This window comes from Xanthomonas axonopodis (assembly GCF_001304695.1).
GTDB lineage: Bacteria > Pseudomonadota > Gammaproteobacteria > Xanthomonadales > Xanthomonadaceae > Xanthomonas > Xanthomonas axonopodis.
The window spans coordinates 1-18653 of sequence record NZ_JFAQ01000189.1 but is presented as its reverse complement, the minus strand read 5'-3'; the positions used below and the strand labels follow the sequence as shown (position 1 = coordinate 18653).

Annotated in this window: 14 protein-coding genes and 4 pseudogenes; 7 read left to right on the top strand and 11 right to left on the bottom strand. The window is 65.7% G+C overall.

Annotated elements, in window-relative coordinates; translation table 11 throughout:
* The 3 genes and pseudogenes from XAXN_RS23700 to XAXN_RS16345 form a co-directional block, all read right to left on the bottom strand.
* Positions 1 to 266: pseudogene (locus XAXN_RS23700) on the bottom strand (transposase); the annotation flags it as partial.
* 274 nt (positions 267 to 540) lie between these two features.
* The gene (locus XAXN_RS16350) at positions 541 to 1491 is read right to left on the bottom strand and encodes a ribokinase (protein WP_054320341.1); all 951 of its coding nucleotides are present in this window, start codon (positions 1489 to 1491) and stop codon (positions 541 to 543) included.
* A gap of 67 nt (positions 1492 to 1558) precedes the next feature.
* A complete protein-coding gene (locus XAXN_RS16345; RefSeq protein WP_054320340.1) occupies positions 1559 to 2881 on the bottom strand; it encodes a NupC/NupG family nucleoside CNT transporter in 1323 nt (440 codons plus the stop codon).
* 860 nt (positions 2882 to 3741) lie between these two features.
* Here XAXN_RS16345 and XAXN_RS16340 point away from each other — a divergent pair.
* From XAXN_RS16340 to XAXN_RS16325, 4 genes and pseudogenes are all read left to right on the top strand, one after another.
* Positions 3742 to 4710: a potassium channel beta subunit family protein gene (locus tag XAXN_RS16340; RefSeq protein ID WP_054320339.1), complete on the top strand. Its 969-nt coding sequence runs from the start codon at positions 3742 to 3744 to the stop codon at positions 4708 to 4710.
* A gap of 207 nt (positions 4711 to 4917) precedes the next feature.
* Complete coding sequence (gene hemP, locus XAXN_RS16335; protein WP_054320338.1) at positions 4918 to 5115, top strand: hemin uptake protein HemP; 198 nt, start codon at positions 4918 to 4920, stop codon at positions 5113 to 5115.
* A 446-nt stretch (positions 5116 to 5561) separates the two neighbouring features.
* Positions 5562 to 6194 (top strand): annotated as a pseudogene (locus tag XAXN_RS16330) (Hemin transport protein).
* Positions 6195 to 6223: 29 nt separating this feature from the next.
* A pseudogene (locus tag XAXN_RS16325) lies at positions 6224 to 6659 on the top strand (DUF6607 family protein); the annotation flags it as partial.
* A gap of 148 nt (positions 6660 to 6807) precedes the next feature.
* Here XAXN_RS16325 and XAXN_RS16320 read toward each other — a convergent pair.
* The 7 genes and pseudogenes from XAXN_RS16320 to XAXN_RS16290 all read right to left on the bottom strand — a co-directional run bounded on the left by XAXN_RS16320 (position 6808) and on the right by XAXN_RS16290 (position 14301).
* On the bottom strand, positions 6808 to 7161 hold the full coding sequence (locus XAXN_RS16320; RefSeq protein ID WP_005910790.1) for a DMT family protein: 354 nt from the start codon (positions 7159 to 7161) through the stop codon (positions 6808 to 6810).
* A 78-nt stretch (positions 7162 to 7239) separates the two neighbouring features.
* Complete coding sequence (locus tag XAXN_RS16315; RefSeq protein ID WP_054320337.1) at positions 7240 to 8124, bottom strand: ABC transporter permease; 885 nt, start codon at positions 8122 to 8124, stop codon at positions 7240 to 7242.
* The gene (locus XAXN_RS16310) at positions 8121 to 8954 is read right to left on the bottom strand and encodes an ABC transporter ATP-binding protein (protein ID WP_054320336.1); all 834 of its coding nucleotides are present in this window, start codon (positions 8952 to 8954) and stop codon (positions 8121 to 8123) included. The genes XAXN_RS16315 and XAXN_RS16310 overlap by 4 nt, the downstream gene beginning before the upstream one ends.
* Before the next feature lie 3 nt (positions 8955 to 8957).
* Positions 8958 to 10009, bottom strand: a pseudogene (locus XAXN_RS16305) (ABC transporter substrate-binding protein).
* A gap of 40 nt (positions 10010 to 10049) precedes the next feature.
* Complete coding sequence (locus XAXN_RS16300) at positions 10050 to 10967, bottom strand: TauD/TfdA dioxygenase family protein (RefSeq protein WP_054320335.1); 918 nt, start codon at positions 10965 to 10967, stop codon at positions 10050 to 10052.
* A gap of 248 nt (positions 10968 to 11215) precedes the next feature.
* Positions 11216 to 13699, bottom strand: coding sequence for an ABC transporter permease (locus tag XAXN_RS16295; protein ID WP_054320334.1), 2484 nt, complete (start codon positions 13697 to 13699; stop codon positions 11216 to 11218).
* Positions 13696 to 14301, bottom strand: a complete 606-nt coding sequence (locus XAXN_RS16290; RefSeq protein WP_280631825.1) for an ABC transporter ATP-binding protein — start codon at positions 14299 to 14301, stop codon at positions 13696 to 13698. The genes XAXN_RS16295 and XAXN_RS16290 overlap by 4 nt, the downstream gene beginning before the upstream one ends.
* A gap of 103 nt (positions 14302 to 14404) precedes the next feature.
* On the opposite strand from XAXN_RS16290, the gene XAXN_RS16285 reads away from it, so the two are divergent.
* The 3 genes from XAXN_RS16285 to XAXN_RS16275 all read left to right on the top strand — a co-directional run bounded on the left by XAXN_RS16285 (position 14405) and on the right by XAXN_RS16275 (position 17292).
* The gene (locus XAXN_RS16285; protein WP_174515495.1) at positions 14405 to 15073 is read left to right on the top strand and encodes an arylesterase; all 669 of its coding nucleotides are present in this window, start codon (positions 14405 to 14407) and stop codon (positions 15071 to 15073) included.
* Between the two features lie 91 nt (positions 15074 to 15164).
* A complete protein-coding gene (locus XAXN_RS16280; RefSeq protein WP_002811889.1) occupies positions 15165 to 15878 on the top strand; it encodes a response regulator transcription factor in 714 nt (237 codons plus the stop codon).
* Between the two features lie 142 nt (positions 15879 to 16020).
* The gene (locus XAXN_RS16275; RefSeq protein WP_054320331.1) at positions 16021 to 17292 is read left to right on the top strand and encodes a sensor histidine kinase; all 1272 of its coding nucleotides are present in this window, start codon (positions 16021 to 16023) and stop codon (positions 17290 to 17292) included.
* A 423-nt stretch (positions 17293 to 17715) separates the two neighbouring features.
* Here XAXN_RS16275 and XAXN_RS16270 read toward each other — a convergent pair whose 3' ends face one another.
* Positions 17716 to 18417, bottom strand: a complete 702-nt coding sequence (locus XAXN_RS16270; protein WP_054320330.1) for an SGNH/GDSL hydrolase family protein — start codon at positions 18415 to 18417, stop codon at positions 17716 to 17718.
* Positions 18418 to 18653 lie beyond the last annotated feature (236 nt).

Sequence of the window (18653 nt, the reverse complement as noted above, 5' to 3'; positions counted from 1 at the left end):
GCTGCCACGCTCACCATGGCACGCACTACACACGTGTTCTCTTCGCGCAGGCCTGGGCGCGTCGGCGTGGACTGCGCTGCACTGGTAGTAGATCATGCCGCCGCCCTTGAAGCGCGAGCGCACTCGTCCAGCACAGCAAGGGCAGCGAAATCCCTGCGGCTACCGCCATTTACACAGAGCGCGGTAGCACTTGGCTTCGGTGCCGTAGGCCGCGAAGAACTCCGGCATCGACAATCCAGCCTGGAACTGCACGCATTGATACTCATCGCGCCAACTTGTTGGCTTTAGGTGGCAACAGCATCACCCGGGCTGGCGCAGATCCTGCGACTGCTGGCTGAGAGACGGGGCTAATCAGGTGTGGTCATCGCATCGTCATATCGCTGAGCACCATGCCGCATCACGAGGCCGTCGGCTGCCACGCTCACCATGGCACGCACTATGAACGTGTTCTCTTCGCGCAGACCCGGGCGCGTCGGCGCGGACGCCGTAGCGACGACGGGCGTGCGCATGGCGCATGCCCGGATGTCGTGGGTTGCGACGTCAGTCGTCCGCGCGCAGCCGCGGCATCGAGACAGCTGCGCCTTCCACCTCGGTGGAGCGCGCCGCATAACGGGTGGCGAAGCGCACGTGGGTTGCGAAGCTTGCAGCCGGTACCTGCGCCAGCGAGGCAACCAGTGCGCCGTTGAAGGCATCGCCGGCGCCGGTGGTGTCCACCGTCTGCGCGCTTTCCGCGCCCACGCGGTAATGCGCCTGGGTATCGCCGCGCAGCTTTTCTTCGGCGTGCGAAATGAAGGCGCCCACCGCGCCCAGCGTCACCACCACGGTACCGCCCGGCAGCAGCTTGCGGCACAGCGAATGCAGCGTATTGCCATCCAGCGCGGCGACGTCGTCGGCATTGATGCGCTCGCCGACATGGCGACCGAGCAGCGCGGCGAATTCGGTTTCGTTGGGCGTCAGCACATCCGAGAGCTTGAGCAGGCCGATCGATGTCGGCGCATTGGCCGGTGCGGCATTGAGCACGGTCAGTACGCCGCATTCGTGCGCCAGCGCCAGTGCAGACTCGACCGTCTCGGCCGGGGATTCCAGTTGCGCCAGCAGCACCTTTGCCGCAGCCACCAGGGGGCGTTGGTTGTCGATGAAGGCGGGGCTCAACACGGCGTTGGCGCCGGCGCCGATCACGATGGTGTTGCGGCCGTGCCCGTCGACATAGATGCCGCCGGTGCCGGTCGGTTCGTTGCTGGGCTCGGCGATCAGCGCAAAGCCATCCTGTGCGGCCAGCGAGCGCGCCAGCGCACCACCGGCGTCATCGCCCAGTGCGCACAGGAAATGCGTCTTGGCGCCAGCACGTGCGGCCGCAACCGCCTGATTGAAGCCCTTGCCGCCCGGGCCGGTGCTGTAGCGCCCGGCGATGGTCGCGCCCGGCACCGGCAAGGCATCGCAGCGCCACACGTGATCGACATTGAAGGACCCGACAACGACGACCGAACTCATAGATACCTTGCCTTGAATGACTGACTTGAATGACTGGATGACACGTGGCGTGCAGTGAATTAGACCGTTACGCCGATGAACCCGCGCCGCCTTGACCGAAATGCGACAGCACGCCGGCAATGGTAGCGGTCATGAAGGTGGCGATCGAACCGCCAAGGACCGCACGCAGGCCGAACTTGGCCAGATCGTGGCGACGTTCCGGCGCGAGCCCGCCGATCCCGCCGATCTGGATCGCGATCGAACTGAAATTGGCGAAGCCGCACAACGCATAGGTCGCGATCAGGCGGCCTTCGGCGCTCAGGCCCACGCCCGGCACTTCGCCCTTGACGATGCGCGACAACTCGCTGTAAGCGACAAACTCGTTGATCACCACCTTCTGTCCGATCAACGAACCCACTGTGGTCGCATCCACCCACGGGGTGCCGATCACCCAGGCGATCGGCGCCAGCACGTAGCCGAAGATCGTCGACAGGTTGGTCGGTCGGCCCAGCAGCGCCGCGGCGCCGGTGACCTCGCCCAGCCAGGTCAGCGGTGCATTGATCAGCGCAATCAGCGCGATGAAGGCCAGCAGCATCGCGCCGATGTTCAGCGCCAGGCGCAAGCCATCGCCGGCACCGGCTGCAGCCGCATCGATGACATTGCTGGTGGTTTTTTCCACTTCCATCTTGACCGTGCCGCGGGTCAGCGGGGTGCCGGTTTCCGGTACCAGCAGCTTGGCGACCACCAGCGTGGTGGGCGCGGCCATGATGCTGGCAGCCAGCAGATGCTTGGCATAAAACGCCTGCTGCGCCGGATCGCTGCCGCCGAGCATGCCGACGTACGCAGCCAGCACGCCGCCGGCGATATGCGCCATGCCGCCGATCATCATGGTCAGCAGCTCGGACTGGGTCATCTTGGAGATGTACGGGCGCACCGTCAGCGGTGCTTCGGTCTGGCCGATAAAGACGCTGGCGCACACGCTGGTGGTTTCCGCACCGGAAACGCGCATCACCTTGGTGATCGCCCACGCCATCGCACGCACCACCATCTGCATCACGCCCAGGTGGTAAAGCACGCCCATGAGCGCCGAGAAGAAGATGATGGTGGGCAGCACCTGGAACGCGAAGATGAAGCCGTAGCTGTCGATGTTCATCAGGTTGCCGAAAATGAAGGTGGACCCTTCATTGACGAAACTCAGCACCTTGACGAAGCCCTTGCCCAGCGCGTCGAACACATCGCGCCCGCCCGGCACCAGCAACACCAATGCGGCGAAGGAGATCTGCAGGGCCAGACCGGTGGCGACCAGCTTCCAGTCGATCGCGCGGCGGTTGCTCGAAAACAGCCAGGTGATGCCGATGAGCACCGCCAAACCGAACAGGCCGAAACCGATCCTTCCCAAACCTTCGACCATTCCAATCCCCGGGCCGCTAATGGCAAAACGGGAAGCCTAGAGCAGGGGGTGACAGGGGGCAAGGCGAGCGGCATTCGGATGCTCTCGGTCGGTCCACAGACCAGAGGCGGCGGGCACGGGCAGGCCCGCGCTGGCGCGCGGTGGGACCGTGCTTGCGCAAAGTCGGCGTTCACAGGGGAAAGGTGGCGTCGTTTCACAACGTGGCGGCGCGGCTGGTGGCAGTCGTGGCCCGCCCGGGCGACGTGTTCACCGTCATGCCTCAGCGAGCGGGGCCCTGCCGCGCGGCCTGGAGTGACGGCAGCGCGCGGTTTGGATCTGCTACGGCTGCCGTTGCTGCATCAGGTCATGGGCGACGTGGTTGTTTTCTGGCGCGCGCTGCTTGGGACAGTTGGCGTTTGTGTCCGAGTGCCGATGACCGATGCATGCGTGTCTGCCGGCGGATGGGGCGCCACACGCTGGCGATTTTTGCCTGCTGATCGGCAAGCAGTCGCTGCAGCAAAGCATCACGTCTGTCGCTTGTGCGATTGATGGTGACGCATCGCGTGCTCACAGCGAAGGCCACTGGGAAGCACATCCAGAACTGCTTGGATGCACATATGGCGTGTCACGGCGCCATGCGTGCCAACAACCATGCAAGCCGAAACATTCCATGTAGACCACAACCAACGGCACACCAAAACCGACGGGAGCACCGATCACGGTGCATGCGCAGTGCAGGCGGTGCTGCATGCAGACAGTCGAGCCGAGAAGAGGTCGATGCGCGGCGCCGCACACGCCGCACGCTGTGCCTGCCCGACGCCACGGCCTACACTGCGCATGCCGGTCCGGGGCAGGTGCCCTGGAGGTTGCGGGAGTTCGCCATGCTTTACCGTCGTCTGGGTTCCACCGGGCTGCAGCTATCTGCCTTGTCGTTCGGGGCCTGGGTCACCTTCGGCAAACAGATCGGGCGCAGCGAAGCGCGCAATCTGATTGCCGTCGCCTGGGACAACGGCATCAATTTCTTCGATAACGCCGAGGCCTACGCGCGCGGCCGCGCCGAGGAAGTGATGGGCGATGTGATCGCCGATCTGCGTTTGCCGCGCGATGGCTTTTGCGTGTCGAGCAAGGTGTTCTTCGGTGCGGTCGATAGCCCGCGGCCGACCCAGCGCGGGCTCTCGCGCAAGCATGTCACCGATGCCTGTCACGCCGCGCTCAAGCGCCTGCGCGTGGAGTACCTGGACCTCTATTACTGCCATCGGCCCGATCCGGACACCCCGATCCAGGAAACCGTACGCGCCATGGATGCGCTGATCCGCCAGGGCAAGGTGCTGTACTGGGGCACTTCCGAATGGAGCGCCGCGCAGTTGCGCGAGGCCATCGCCATCGCCGAACGCGAACATCTGCATGCGCCGGCGATGGAACAGCCGCAATACAACCTGCTGCACCGCGAGCGGCTGGAGCGCGAATACGCGCCACTGTGCGAGAACGGGCTGGGCACCACGATCTGGTCGCCGCTGGCCTCGGGCCTGCTGACCGGCAAGTACAACGCTGGCGTGGAGGCCGACAGCCGTCTGGGCCAGCCGGGCAACCAATGGTTGCAGGACGAAGTGCTGGGCGCGCCGGAAGCGCGCCGGCTGGAGCGTGCCCGCGCGTTTTGTGCGGTGGCGGCCGAGCTTGGCCAGTCACCGGCGCAGTTGGCCATCGCCTGGTGCCTGCGCAACCGGCATGTGTCCAGCGTGATCCTGGGCGCGAGCCGGGTCACACAGCTGGAAGAAAACCTCGGTGCCTTGGACACCCTGGATCAGGTCGATGACGCCGGCTGGGCGCGGGTGGAGTCGAGCACGCGCTAAGCCACTGGGTCCATCGTGTGCTGCGGTGGACGTCTTGTAGCTGTCACCGCGGCTGAAAACTGCGACACACCATCGATTCGATTGGCCCGATGAATCGAAATCCAGGAGAGGATCTAAAGAATCAGTTCCCTCGAATGAGAATGGCTCTTGATCATTTAATGAGAATGGTTATTATTTGTCGGGCCAACCCGACTGGAGACCCAGATCATGACCGCTCACCCCGTGCTGCTTCGCTCCGAACCGGTCAATCTGCGCGACCGCGCCACGCCGCGTACCGTGCCTGCCGAAGACCTCATCAGCAGCGAGGCACTGCTCAAGGGCCGCCGTGAAGTGCTGATCCAGCACGGCGACCGTGTCTATCGCCTGCGCCACACCAGCAACGACAAGTTGATCCTGACCAAGTAAGTCCAGCCACGCGCCGGGGCTGCGCACAGCCTCCGTGCGCCGTGAGTGCCGATGACGCGATCCTTCGCTGCACGCAGCGCTCGATCGCCATCGCATCCCATATCGCCGCATTCGCTCAACGCATGTGCGCAAAGATCGCAGCGGGCGCCGCCACCGCCGCCCGCCACTCAACTCCACCTTGGCCTGCCGCGCGCGGCTTATGTCGCAATGCGCGCTGCCGAGCGCGCGTAAAGGTGCCTGATGCTCTGCCTGCATCCTTGGTTGGTCGTTCTGTCGCTTCCCGCTGTGTCGTTGTGTGCTCACGCTGTCGAACGTGCGGTCGATGGCGGTGACGTCGACTCGAACGCGCCGCCCAACGGCATACTGGTCGGCAGCACGGAAGTGGACCGCTTGACCTGCGCCGGACGTACTGCCTCCGTTAGCCAACCTATGCGCCGGTAGCGGCCATGCCCAACTTCCGCGCGCTACCGTTGCCCTTAGCATGCACGTGCTAGCCGCGCGGCATTGCCCCGACCACAGCAGTTGGCGGCTCTGGGGACGGTGCTTTGGCTGTATCGGCCTGCGTTGGGCAACGAACTGGATGGTTGGCAGCACGCAGTCGCTGCAGCCGCGTCCCGTCAGGTGGATAGCGACGGCGTGCACGAAAACATCTGGTTCTTCGATGTCGCGGGACACTGCTGCTGGCGGCTCTGCCTGTTGCCCGACAGCGATTTCCTGAGCTGGGACCGCTTGGTCTCACGGCTGCCACCACTGCCAATGGACACGCACGAACTGGGCGTCGGCGAACGGTTATGGCGCCGCTTGGCCGGACGCATGTGCGGCGATGCATGGCGCTTGAGCGCACTGCGCTTGCAGCCAGCGGCCAGCCGCGACCACCCCATCACCGCCAGCCTGACCACCGTCTCTGCGCTGGGCGCTGAGGTTGCTGCACGGTTGGCGCGCGACGAGGGCATCGACGGTCGCGTGGCTGTGGACGACTGCTGCTGCGCACGCGCTGCGGCGCTACGCACTGCTGCGGGGAATGCCCGCGGTGTCGAGCCCACATCATGACGTCGCCGCTGCTGCGCGCACGCCCTTGATGTTCCCACGATGACAACCGAAAGTGCCGATGAGCCGATTGTTCTCCCGCTGTGTTGCCGCACACTGAGCCTGTTGCCGTTGATTGCTGCCGCCGATGCTCAGCGCGATCGGCAAAGCATGCTGGGGATGTGGGGCGAATACGCGAAGGATTTTGCCTTCGACGAAACCGTGCTGCTCAAGCCTGGCTACGAGCGCGCCTCGGCGATGCGCAGCGGCGCCAGCGAAATGGTCATCGTGTGGTGGAGGATTCGCCGCGCAAGCAGGTGCAGCAGCACGTGCTGGTCGACGAAAAGACGGGCACGTGACCAAGCATGACGGCAGGACTGGGCCTTCGAGGCACGGCAACGGTTTGAATTCACTACGGAGCAGACCTGGACGGTGCATGCGCTGGGGCCGGCATCGCCAGAGGTGCCTGGGCGCAATGTGTGTACGAAGCCAGCGCCTCGTCGTGTGATTGCGGCAGCAGTGGGTCGAATCGGCGAACTAGGCACGTGAGGCCGTGGGAGCGCACCCGGGCGCGATATGGCATTCCCGATACGGCACATCGCGCCGCGGGACGCTCTTGCGAGGTCGCGCCCGGTGTGCTCCTACGACCGAGAAGGCGCTTGGTCGTTACTCCTTGAACATCAAAAACGCCGCCACCAGGATCAAGCCGAACGCGGCCCAATGGTTCCACTTAAGCGACTGCCCCAGGTAGAAGGTGGAGAAACCGGCAAAGACCAGCAGCGTGATTACTTCCTGCATGCCCTTTAGCTGCGGCGCCGAATACACCGCGCTGCCCAGACGGTTGCCAGGCACCTGCAGGCAGTATTCGAAGAACGCGATGCCCCAGCTGACCAGGATGGCGATCATCAGCGGCGTGGTCTTGTACTTCAGGTGCCCGTACCAGGCGAAGGTCATGAACACGTTGCTGGCGATCAGCAGCAGGACCGGATACAGGTAAGCGGTGAAGGGGGCAGTGGGCATGGCGGCGAGCGGCAGAGAATGGGGCCGAAGCATAAGCCAATCTCGTTAAGCGTACGCGACCGTGCCGCCGAGGCCGCTCTAGCGCTGCATGCCCCAGCGGCGCACTGTCAGCCGCTCGATCGCCTGGAACACCACGCCCTCCACCAGCAACCCCAGCACGATCACCATCGCCAGCCCCGCGAACACCTTGTCGGTGTAAAGCTCATTGCGGTTCTGGAAGATGTACCAGCCCAGGCCGCCCTGGCCGGAGGTGGCGCCGAAGACCAGTTCGGCAGCGATCAGGGTGCGCCAGGCGAACGCCCAGCCGATCTTCAGCCCGGACAGGATCGCCGGCAGCGCCGCCGGAATCAGCAGTTGTGCGACATAGCGGGGGCCGCGCAGGCCGTAGTTGCGCCCGGCCATGCGTAGCGTGTCCGGCACCGCGTGGAAGCCGGCGTAGGTGGTCAGCGCCAGCGGCCACAGCACCGAGTGCACCAGCACGAACACCAGGCTGCCGGTGCCCAGCCCGAACCACAGCAAGGCCAGCGGCAACAGCGCAATGGCCGGCAGCGGGTTGAACATGGCGGTCAGCGTGCCGAGCACATCGCGGCCCCAGCGCGTGGAGGCGGCCAGTGCGGTCAGCACGAACGCTAGCAGCACGCCCAGCGCATAACCCTGCGCCAGCACCCGCAACGAAGCGCCGACCCGGCGCAGCAGTTCGCCCGACAGCAGCCCGTCGTAGAACGCGCGCGCGGTCTGTACTGCGCCCGGCAGCATCAGATCGTCGCCGACCAGCCGCGCGGCGATTTCCCATATCGCGATCAAGAGCGCCAGCACCAATGCCTTGCGCAGCCACGGCGGTGCCTGCCAACGCGTGGGCGTGGTAGCGGCAACCAGGGCGGGGTCCAGCGGCGTCAGCGCCACTTCGTACTCGGGGCGCACCGGTGGAATTGGCGGCAATGCGCTTGCGGTGCTGCGGCTCATGTCAGCGCCTCGCGCTGGCGCACGGACGGGCGACGCAGCGGTGCCACCTTGTCGTCGTCCAGCGTTTCATCGGGCAGATCGAACAGCAACCGGTGAATGCGTTGTGCGGTCTGCTGGAACGCGACGCTGCCGGCACTGTGCGGGCCGAAGGCATGCGCGTTGAGTTCGGCGCGCACCTGGCCCGGGTGCGGCGACAGCAGCAACACGCGGTTTCCGACCACCAATGCCTCTTCGATGGAATGGGTGACAAACAGCAGCGTAAAGCGCAATTGTTCCCACAACTCCAGCACCTGCTCCTGCATGCGCGAACGCGTCAGCGCATCCAGTGCCGCGAACGGTTCGTCCATCAGCAGGACACGCGGGCGCATTGCCAGGGCGCGTGCGATGGCCACACGCTGCTTCATGCCGCCGGACAAGGTGTGCGAGTAGGCATCTGCAAATCCGCTCAGCCCGACCTGGGCCAGGCTTTCGTCTGCCCGCTCGCGCGCTTCGGCGCGGCCGAGTTTGCGCGCCGCGCGCAGCCCGAACAACACGTTCTCGCGCACGGTTTTCCAAGGCGCCAACTGGTCGAACTCCTGGAATACCACCACCCGATCTGGACCGGGACCGGTGACCACATGACCGTCCAGACGGATCTGTCCCTCGCGTGGCGCAACGAAGCCGGCAACCGCCTTGAGCAACGTGGATTTGCCGCAGCCTGAGGGCCCGAGCAGCACGAAGCGGTCAGCTTCGTGCACATCGAAGCGCACGCGATGGGTCGCGCGCACCACGCGCTGGGCGGAGGCATATTCCAGGCTGACATGATCAACTTGCAGCAATGGCGCCGACATCGCTCAGCTCCCGCCCGCGATCAGCGGGTCGTCGAAAAAGTAATCGCCCAGCTTGCCCGGCGCCTGCTTGATCGCCCCGCTGTGCTGCATGAACTTGCCCAGCCCCAGCGTGTTCTGCGGTGCCACGGTGAACTGCACCTTGCGGTCCTTGAGGATCTGCAACACCGACGCGCGGTCGATGCCCGAGCCATTACGGCGCAGGAACATGTCGGCCGCCTGCTCCGGATGGGCAGTGACGAACGTCGCTGCCTGGTCCAGTGCCGCGACAAACGCGCGATAGGTCTTGGGATTGTCGTTGCGGAATTTTTCGGTGGCGTACAACACCGTCGCCGACGACGGACCGCCTTCGATTTCGTACGAACTGGTGACGATATGCGCGGCCGGCTTGCGTGCCAGTTCCTGCTCCTGAAACGGCAGGCTGGCAAAATGCGCGGTGATTTCGGTGCGCCCACGGATGATCGCCGTAGCCGTAGCCGCATCCGGATGCGGCAACGCCACCTGCAGCGCGTCCAGCTGATGGGTGCCTTGTCGCCCCAGCGTTGTTGCGAGGCATGCTGCAGAAACCGCGACTGCACCGAGACTCCTGTTGCCGGCACCGCAATGCGGTCCTTTGGCGTGAAATCGCCGATGGACTTGATGCGCGGATTGTTACTGATCAGGTAGTACGGGAAATTGCCCAGCGATGCGACGCCGCGGACATTCTGGCGGCCACGCGTGCGGTCCCAGATGGTGAACAGCGGTCCGACACCGGCACCGGCGATATCGATCGAACCGGTCAACAACGCATCGTTGACTGCCGCCCCGCCGGAGAGCTGTAGGAACTGCACGTCGATGTCCACGCCAGCAGCTTTGCCTTCTTGCTCGATCAGCTTTTGGTCCTGCGCCACGTCCAGCAGCAGGTAAACGATGCCGAATTGCTTTGCGATGCGCAGCTTGCCTTCGGCCTGCGCATGCGCGCTATGCAACAGCGGCAGCGCCGCCAACACCAGCAGCGCGATGGGGTGCGAAAAACGTCGGCGCTGCGAAGGTGCGTGAGAAGTGACGGTCAAACGCATGCGGCGCTCCAGTCGAGAAGGGGAAGGGAACAGGCGATGCTCAGAACGGCGCATCGCCTTCGATGGTGGTGCGGTTGAGCCGACGGCGCAGATGATCCGGCGTACCTGCTGCCAGATGCATCACCGAGCGGTTGTCCCAGAACACCATGTCGTGCGCCTGCCAGCGATGCCGATACACCAGCGCAGCATGCGTGGAGTGTTCGAACAACGTCTGCAACAGCGCGCTGCTTTCGTCCTCGGGCAAGCCGACGATACGAGTGGTGAAATGCTCGCTGACGAACAGCGCCTTGCGGCCGGTTTCCGGATGCGTGCGCACCACCGGGTGCTGCACCGGTGTCACTTCGACAATCTGCTCCGGCGTCAGCGCCGGGCGCCACGGATTGCGGGCGCGCAGCTCTTCGTACTTGGCCAGATAACTGTGTTCGGCACGCAGGTCCTGCACCGTGCGCTTGAGCGATTCGGGCAGGGTTTGCCAGGCCAGGTGCTGGTTGGCAAACAGCGTGTCGCCGCCTTCGCTGGGCAACTCGTGCGCATGCAGCAGCGACCCCAGGCTCGGGGTTTGCTTGTACGACAGATCCGAGTGCCAGTAATGCCCGGCGTCGCCCAGGCCGATCGGCTCGCCGTTGTCCTTGATGTTGGACACCACCAGCACTTCCGGGTGCCCGCGCAGTTGAAAGTTGTGCAGCACATGGATCTGCAGTGGCCCGAAGCGACGGCTGAATTCCACCTGCTGCGCCGGTGTGATGCGTTGATCGCGAAACACCAGCACGTGGTGATCCAGATGCGCGCGATGGATGCGCGCGAAGGTGGCGGCATCCAGCGGTTGCGCAAGGTCCAGGCCGATCACCTCGGCGCCCAGCAGAGCATCGAACGGCACGATCCGGACGCTGGAACTCTGCACTGGGGAAGATGCATCGCGCGGCGTGTGCACACGCGCTGCGGAAGTGATGCTGGCCATGACGTGGCACCTCGACGGCAACGAAAGGCCGCCTGGGCCGGCGGCCGGACACACCACTCTAGGCAGTCGTGCCACCGCTGCGAACGTACGATTTGCAAGGTACTTATGCGCTGCAGACATATGCAGCGCGCACCGACGGGCGAGGCCTCTCACGCTGGTCGCCACAGCGTCCGTTGCCTGGCTTGCAGCACCGCCACCAAACCACCGGTCGCATGCCGTTGCCTGCATGCGACGCGTGTTACCCGCGCTTACTCGCTTCGCAATGCCAATGCCGGCGGCGTGGACAAGATGCGTCGGGTGCCCGACCAGCCCGCCAACAGGCTCAACGCCAACCCGAGTGCGCCGCCGAGCAACAGGCGCGGCCAATCCGGCGTCAACGCAATCTCGAACGCCTGCTTCCCCACGACCGCGCCGATCACGGCCGCAGCGGTCACCGCCAGCGTCGCCGCCAGCAAGCCAAGCGCGCCGAATTCCACCAATACCGCCCCGCGTAACTGGCCACGGCGTGCGCCCAGGGTGCGCAATACCGCGCTGTCGTAACGGCGTTCGCCGGCGGTGGCCTGCAACGCGGCCAGCAACACCAGCACGCCGGCCAGCAGGCTGAAGCCCATCACCAATTGCACCGCTTGGGCCACCTGGTCGATGACCTCGCGCACGCGCCCAAGGATGGCGTCGATATCCAGCAACGAAATGTTCGGGTAGTCGCGACTCAGCGCCGCCAGCCTGGAGGCATTGCCGGGTGGCAGGTGGAACGCGGAAATCAGGTTGTACGGCGCATCGCCGACCGACCCTTGATTGAGCAGCAGGAAGAAGTTGACCCGGAACGAATCCCAATCGGCCTTGCGGATGCTGGTCACGGTAAACGTGCGTTGCTGTTCGCCCAGCAGCAAGGTGATGCGATCGCCCAGTTTGAGCTGGTAGCGCTGCGCCCAGCCTTCTTCCACTGAGGCTTCCGCCACGGTGCTGTCGGCCGCCCAGAACTTGCCCTGCAGCAGCGTATTTGCGGGCGGAAACGCATGGCGCCAGGAAAAATTCACCGGGCGGTTGTCGCCGTCGCCATCGTCGGCCGGGTCGCGGTCGCCACGCACCGGCGGTTTGTCGTTGATGGCGACCAGGCGCCCGGTGGAAAACGGCTCCACGGCCGCCTCATTCACCCCCAGACCGCGTAGCGTCTTCAGCACCGGCTGGGTTTGTTCGGGCTGGATGTTCATCAGGAAGTAGTTGGGCGTGTCCGCCGGCAGGCGGTCGCGCCATTGACCGAGCAGGCCCGGGCCGACCACCGCCAGCAGCAACAGCGCGCACAACGAAAGCGACAGCCCGACCAGCTGCACCACGCTCAAGCTGCGGCGCCGTGTCAGCGAGGCCAGGCCAAGTTTCCAGGCACCGCGCAGGCGGTGCTGGATCGGCCGCAGCAGCGCGAGCAATCCCAGCCCCAGCAACATCGCCACCAATGCCAGCGCGGCCAGGCCGCCCAGTACCCAGCCGGCCAGCACCAGATTGCCGGTGGCATAGACGGTGAGCGCCAGCGTGGCGGCCAGGGCTGCGCCATACACCAGCAGCGAGCTGGGCGGCACGGCAGCAAAGCTGCGGTTGAGCACGCGCATCGGCGGCACGTTAAGCAGTCGCAGCAGCGGCGGCAGCCCGAAGCCCAGCAACAGCACCAGGCCGATGCCTGCACCGGCCAGGGCAGGTGTCGCCTGTGGCAGCGGCAAGCGGTTCGGAATCAGGCTGCCCAGCGCCTGCACCAGGCCTTCCTGCGCCAGCATGCCAAGCCCGATACCGACCAGGCAGGCCGGAATCGCCGTCAGCAGCAACTGCAGCGACAGCATCGACAGGATGTCGCGCTGGCGGGCACCCAGGCAGCGCAAGACCGCCACGGTGTCGATGCGTCGCATCGCAAACCGGTTCGCCGCCAGTGCGGTCGCCACGCCGGACAACAGCACTGCCAACAATGCCGACAAGGCCAGGAAGCGGCCGGCGCGATCGAACGCTGCACGCATGCCGCGTTGGGTGTCTTCGATACCGACCAAGCGATACTCGCTGGCGCGGGGTTTCAACCAGGCGCGCAAATCGGCAATGGCATCCGGTGCGCCGGCAAACATCAGCCGGTAGGAGGCGCGGCTGCCGGGGCCGAGCAGGCCGGCGCCGTCGATATCGGCGCGATTGACCAGCAGTGGGGGCGCGAGCTGCATCAGCTCACCGGAGGCATCGGGCTCGGCACGCAATACGCCGGTGATGGTCAGATGGCCGGCACCGAATTCCAGCTGTTCGCCCACGTGTAGGCCCAGTGTGTCGAGCAGGCGCGGATCGGCATAGGCCTGGCCCGGCGGCGGTGCGCTGGCGGCGCGACCTTCCGTGCCGGTGCCGTCCTTGGACACCAGCAACTGCCCGCGCAGCGGGTAGCCGGCGCCGACGCCGCGAATATTGGCCATCTGGCTGGCATCGCCATGGAACAACACGCTGGGGAAGCTGACCATGCGCGTGCTCTGCAGGCCGCGCCGTCTGGCTTCTTCGGCAAAGTCGGCCGGGATTTCCTGCCGCCCGGTCACGCCCAGATCGCCGCCGAGCATTTCGGCCGCGCTGGAGGTCAGTGCGAGCGTCACCCGGTCGACCAGGGTGCCCACTGCGGTCATCACCGCCACGCCCAGCACCAGCGCGGCGAACACGGTCAGCAGATCCCCGGCCAGGAATTCGCGGCGCACCGCGCGTGCGGCTTGTCGCACGACGTTCATGCGGCCGGACCGGTCTGTGCGTGCAGGCGGCCGCTGTCGATGCGGTAAATATGGCGGCAGCGCTGCGCCAGCGTCATGTCATGCGTCACCAGGACCAGCGTGGTGTCGCTGGTGGCGTTGAGCGCGAACAGCAGGTCGCTGATCTGCGCACCGGTGGCCTGGTCGAGGCTGCCGGTGGGCTCATCGGCGAACAGGATGCGCGGGCGGGCCACGAAGGCGCGCGCCAGCGCCACGCGTTGCTGCTCGCCACCGGACAGCTGGCGCGGGTAATGCCGCGCACGTGCGCTCAGGCCCACGGCCTCCAGCACTTCGCGCACCCGCGCCGGATCCTCGCGCCCGGCCAGTTCCAGCGGCAGTGCGATGTTTTCTTCGGCAGTCAGCGCCGGCAGCAGGTGAAAACTCTGAAACACGAAGCCGACATCGCGGGCGCGCAGCGCGGCGCGGGCTTCTTCGTCGAGCTGGCCCAGGTTCTGGCCCGCCAGCGCGATGCTGCCGCGGCTGGGCAGGTCCAACCCGGCCAGCAGGCCGAGCAGGGTGGTCTTGCCGGAACCGGAGGCACCGACGATGGCGATGCTGTCGCCTTCACTGACCGTCAAGCTCACGTTGTCGAGGATGTGGAGCGTTCCCTCCGGGCCACTGACAGACTTGCCGACCTCGCGAACGTCGATGGCGGTGCGGGTGCTGGAGCGGGGGGCCAGACTGTCGATGAGGAATCTCCGAATGCGTGAAAGAACACTGCGATATGGCGCGCTGGCCCTGTGGCTGCTGACACTCTCCCTGCTTGCGCCGGGGATTGCCTCTGCCAAAAGTCCGGCCGCCACCGCGCCGATCCTGGTCGTCGGCGACAGCCTGAGCGCCGCGCACAACATCCCGGTGCAGTCCGGCTGGGTGACCTTGCTGGACCAACGCCTGAAGCGTGACATGGCGACGCCACCGGCGGTCGTCAATGCCAGCATCAGCGGCGAAACCACATCCGGCGCGCTGACTCGGCTGCCGGGCCTGCTGGAAAAGCACCGCCCTGGCGTGGTGGTCATCGAGCTCGGCGGCAACGACGCGCTGCGCGGGCTGACCCCGGCCCAGCTCAAGGGCAACCTGGAAAAGATGATCCAGCTCAGTCAGCAAGCCGGCGCCAAGGTGCTGCTGCTCGGGATCGACGTGCCGCCCAATTACGGTCCAGCCTACCGCGAGCGGCTCAAGGTGACCTATGCGGACCTCTCCAAACAGTACAAGACCGCGCTGGTGCCGTTCTTCCTGGAAAAGGTCGCGCTGCAGCCCGGCCTGATGCAGGCCGACGGCCTGCACCCCACCGCCGCTGCGCAACCGAAGGTGCTGGAGACGGTGTGGCCGGCGTTGCGCCCGCTGCTCGGCCGCTAAATATCGGGCAGCGCAAAACGTTATCCAGTCTTCACGCCCTTTCCACCGTCGATCCGGCATGTTTCACAAAGCTGAAGACCGAGGAAAGTCCATGCGTCAGACCAAGGAAACGTCCGGCCTCGTGCTGGTCGTCGAAGACAACCGCAATATTTCCGAAATGATCGGCGAGTACCTGGAAGGCCGTGGCTTCGAGGTCGACTACGCGCAGGACGGCCTGGATGGCTACCGTCTTGCCGCGGAGAACAGCTACGACGTGGTCGTGCTGGATCTCATGCTGCCACGCCTGGACGGCATCGAAGTGTGCCGCCGCCTGCGTAATGACGCACGCAAGTCCACCCCGGTGTTGATGCTGACCGCCCGCGACACGTTGGACGACAAGCTCACCGGCCTGGGCTTTGGCGCCGATGACTATCTGACCAAGCCGTTCGCGATTCAGGAACTGGAAGCGCGCCTGCGTGCCCTGATCCGCCGCGAGCGTCGCCAGGTGGGCTCGGAAGTGCTCAAGGTCGCCGACCTGGTGCTCGACCCGGTGAGCATGCGCGCCACCCGTGCCGGCACCGAGCTGCAGCTCTCGCCGATCGGCCTGCGCTTGTTGACCATCCTGATGCGCGAATCGCCGCGTGTGGTCACCCGCCAGGAAATCGAGCGCGAAATCTGGGGCAACGGCCTGCCGGATTCGGACACCCTGCGCAGCCATCTGTACAACCTGCGCAAGATCATCGACAAGCCGTTCGACCGCCCGCTGCTGCACACCGTGCAGAGCGCCGGCTATCGCATCGCCGACATCGCCCAACCGATGGCGTGATGTCATGTGCCGGCCGCCGTTCTGGCGGCCGGCCGCGGTGCAGGCGCTCACGCGCCGATCGATCTCCTGTGCTGCCGGCTGGTTGCACGAAGGACTCACGGAAGCGTTGCCTATACTTCGACGCTCTTCCCTGGATGCAGCAATGCCACACGGGCTCCCGAGAAAAATACGTCTCGCCTTCCTGCTGCAGGTCGCGCTGGCGAGCCTTGCGCTCGTGCTAGCCGGGTATCTGGTGTCGTTCGTCATCAAATACAGCCTGGTGCGCACCGTGCTCGCCGACGAAGCGGTGCATTTCTGGCAGATGCAAAAGAGCGTGCCGGACAACCGGCCGCCGAATACGCGCAACATCCAGGGCTATTTTTCGCCCGCCGGTACCGCCGCCGAGGCTGCACCGGCCGCGCTGCGCCACCTGTCTCCGGGTTTCAGCGAAGTGGCTGCCGCCGATGCGCTGGTGTATGTCGATCAACGCCCGGAGGGGCGGCTGTATCTGGTGTTTCCGCGCTCGCGTGCGGCGCATCTGACCTTGTGGTTCGGTGTGGTGCCGGCGATCGTGGTGTTGGTGGCGATCTATGGCGTGTCCTGGTTCACCTATCGGGTTTCCAAGCGGCTGGTCTCGCCAATCAGCTGGCTGGCCCGGCGTGTGTCGCATTGGGACCCGCGCAACCCGGATGTGGACGAGCTGGCTCCGGAGCGGCTGCCTGCCGAATTGCAGGGTGAAACGCGCCAGCTGGCCGCAGCCCTGCATGCGCTGGGGCTGCGCGTCAGCGAGCATGTCGCGCGCGAACGCAACTTCACCCGCGACGCCAGCCATGAGTTGCGCACTCCGCTCACGGTGATCCGCGTGGCCAGCGACATGGCCTTGGCCGACGACGAATTGTCCGCACGCACGCAGCGCAGCCTGCGCCGCATCCAGCGCGCAGGCCACGATATGGAAGCGGTGATCGATGCGTTCCTGATCCTGGCACGCGAGGTCGAGATCGACCCGCAGAGCGAAAACTTCGATATGGCCGAGCTTGCCCGCGAAGAACTGGAAAGCGCGCGCGAACTGCTCGGCGACAAGCCGGTGTCGTTGCGCATGGTCGGCGACCGCAGCCTGCAGATGTTCGCCCCGCCCAGGGTGATGCGGGTGGTGCTCAGCAATCTGTTGCGTAACGCCTGCGCCTACACCGATACCGGCAGCATCGAGGTCGAGGTGACCCACGACCGCATCGTGGTCCGCGATAGCGGCATTGGCATGAGCGAAGAGGCGCGGGCACGTGCGTTCGAACCCTTCTTCCGCGCCGACCCCACCCGCCCGCAAGGCACTGGGCTTGGCCTGTCGATCGTCCGTCGGCTGTGCGATCGCTTTGGCTGGCGTATCGAACTGCAGAGCGAAGCCGGGGTCGGGACGTCAGTGGCGGTGGTCGTCGCCTGATGTGGCGCATGGTGGTCCTGGTGCGTGCCGGTGACGCCCTGCTGGCGGCCAAGTAGTCAGGCAGCAATGGCAGGAAGACCGGCGAACGGCCGCTGCGCGCGGTATCGGGTAACCGCTTCGATCACTCTATTGGCCGCTTGGCAGCCACAACGCCCGACCTGTTGCGAACGCAGCGCCCCGCGCGCACGCGCCTGCAGCGTGTTTAGCGACGTTGCACATGCTTGGCGTTGCCGGCATCTCGCGCGCGCACCGCAAACGCCATCGCCGCGCGTCGAAATCGCAGAAGCCTACGTCATTTGTGTGGGAACAGGGCCGGCAGCCTGCCGCCACGATAACGACGCGCTGCCATGGAGAAGCAGCCAACGTCTCGCCTGCAGCGCGGCCAATCCGGCGACAGCCGCGCCGGATCGGCTCGGTTGCGTTCTAGCGTTGTTCCAGTACCGGTGCCACGACCTTGCGCCAGATCGCGTACCCATCGGCCGTCATATGCAGCCGGTCGGCGCGGAACAGTTCTGCGCGCGGCTTGCCGCTGGCATCGAGCATCGGCGTGTAGATGTCCACGAAGTCCACACGCGGCAGCGGGGCGAGCGCCTCCTTGACCAGTCGGTTGGCGGTGATTACGGCCGGCAGCAATTGCGCGCGCGACGGGCTGGGCTTGATCGAAAGATAGCTGATGCGTGCCTCGGGCAGGTCGCGGCGCACACGGGCCACGAATGCCAGCACGTCATCGCGCACCTGTTCGGGCGTGCGACCGCTGTTGAGGTCGTTGTCGCCGGCGTACAGCACCACCTGGCGTGGCGCGTATGGAATCACGATGCGGTCTGCGTACCAGGTGCTGTCGCGCACTTCCGAGCCGCCGAAGCCGCGATTGATCACCGGTTTGCCCGGAAAATCCTGCGCCAGCGTTTCCCAGAACCGGATCGACGAGCTGCCGACAAACACGATGCCGTGCTTGGGCGGCGGCTGACGCGCATCGCTCTCGGCGAAGCGTTGCATGTCTTGTTCCCAAGCGGCATTGGAAACCTGCGCCGGCACCGCCGGGGCGGTGTGCAGGGCGTCGCCGTACACGTGGCCAGACAGAAGGGCGAGGGCGCACAGCACGCTGCGCAGGCGATGGATGGTCATGCAGGAACCTTTAACAGTGAAGCGGGCTCCCATGGTGCGCCAGGCTGGAAGCTGAGGGCAAACCTGCCGGCAGCTGGCGGGGCGGGGCGCCACGGTGCAAGATTCGCACTTTCCCCACCAGCGACCATGCCATGCGTTCGACTTGTTCCCCTCTTCGCCCATGCGGCAGGACGCACTGACGCATGGCCGATCAATTGGGGCACGTCCCGCGCGGCCCACGCCGCATGCTCAAGGCG

Coding starts and splice junctions, on each gene's coding strand:
- XAXN_RS16270 (WP_054320330.1), bottom strand. CDS start 18,417: ATGACCATCCATCGCCTGCGCAGCGTGCTGTGCGCCCTCGCCCTTCTG.
- XAXN_RS16345 (WP_054320340.1), bottom strand. CDS start 2,881: ATGGTCGAAGGTTTGGGAAGGATCGGTTTCGGCCTGTTCGGTTTGGCG.
- XAXN_RS16285 (WP_174515495.1), top strand. CDS start 14,405: ATGAGGAATCTCCGAATGCGTGAAAGAACACTGCGATATGGCGCGCTG.
- XAXN_RS16310 (WP_054320336.1), bottom strand. CDS start 8,954: ATGTCGGCGCCATTGCTGCAAGTTGATCATGTCAGCCTGGAATATGCC.
- hemP (WP_054320338.1), top strand. CDS start 4,918: ATGACCGCTCACCCCGTGCTGCTTCGCTCCGAACCGGTCAATCTGCGC.
- XAXN_RS16295 (WP_054320334.1), bottom strand. CDS start 13,699: ATGAACGTCGTGCGACAAGCCGCACGCGCGGTGCGCCGCGAATTCCTG.
- XAXN_RS16350 (WP_054320341.1), bottom strand. CDS start 1,491: ATGAGTTCGGTCGTCGTTGTCGGGTCCTTCAATGTCGATCACGTGTGG.
- XAXN_RS16275 (WP_054320331.1), top strand. CDS start 16,021: ATGCCACACGGGCTCCCGAGAAAAATACGTCTCGCCTTCCTGCTGCAG.
- XAXN_RS16340 (WP_054320339.1), top strand. CDS start 3,742: ATGCTTTACCGTCGTCTGGGTTCCACCGGGCTGCAGCTATCTGCCTTG.
- XAXN_RS16300 (WP_054320335.1), bottom strand. CDS start 10,967: ATGGCCAGCATCACTTCCGCAGCGCGTGTGCACACGCCGCGCGATGCA.
- XAXN_RS16315 (WP_054320337.1), bottom strand. CDS start 8,124: ATGAGCCGCAGCACCGCAAGCGCATTGCCGCCAATTCCACCGGTGCGC.
- XAXN_RS16320 (WP_005910790.1), bottom strand. CDS start 7,161: ATGCCCACTGCCCCCTTCACCGCTTACCTGTATCCGGTCCTGCTGCTG.
- XAXN_RS16280 (WP_002811889.1), top strand. CDS start 15,165: ATGCGTCAGACCAAGGAAACGTCCGGCCTCGTGCTGGTCGTCGAAGAC.